Genomic DNA, 623 nt, shown 5'->3' on the forward strand with positions numbered 1-623 from the left:
ATCGCTTTCTTCTCAGCATCTGTAAGTTTTTCTGGATTTGCTACTACAGTCTTATCTGCTGGTTTAACGATGTCGTTACCTGCATTTGGTTTAGTTGCATCTGCTGGATTTTTCGTTAAGTCTGTCGCTAGAATGACCGCTGTCTTACCTTCTGGGGTTGTGACTGTTGCGTTTCCTTTGTCATCTACTGCTACAGTTGCTCCTGGGTTTACTGCTTTAACTTTGTCTTCGATCGCTTTCTTCTCTGCATCTGTAAGTTTTTCTGGGTTAGCTACAACCGTTTTGTCTGCTGGTTTTACGATGTCGTTGCCTGCGTTTGGTTTCGCTGCGTCTGCTGCTGACTTAGTCAAGTTCGCTGCTGGGATGACCGCTGTCTTACCTTCTGGTGTTGTGACTGTTGCGTTTCCTTTATCATCTACCGCTACAGTTGCATCTGGATTTACGGCTTTAACTTTATCTTCAATCGCTTTCTTCTCAGCATCTGTCAACTTATCTGGATTCGCTACAACTGTTTTGTCCGCTGGTTTAACTACGTCGTTCCCTGCATTTGGTTTCGCTGCGTCTGCTGCTGACTTAGTCAAGTTCGCTGCTGGGATGACCGCTGTCTTACCTTCTGGTGTTGT

General features: G+C 45.4%; 1 protein-coding gene. It reads right to left on the reverse strand.

Annotated features, from left to right (window positions below; all coding sequences use genetic code 11):
• Nucleotides 1–623: MiiA motif-containing surface protein (locus N8L39_RS09240; RefSeq protein WP_474104162.1), on the reverse strand; the 623-nt coding region annotated here is incomplete at both ends.

This window comes from Streptococcus mitis (assembly GCF_946190285.1).
Classification (GTDB): domain Bacteria; phylum Bacillota; class Bacilli; order Lactobacillales; family Streptococcaceae; genus Streptococcus; species Streptococcus mitis_CP.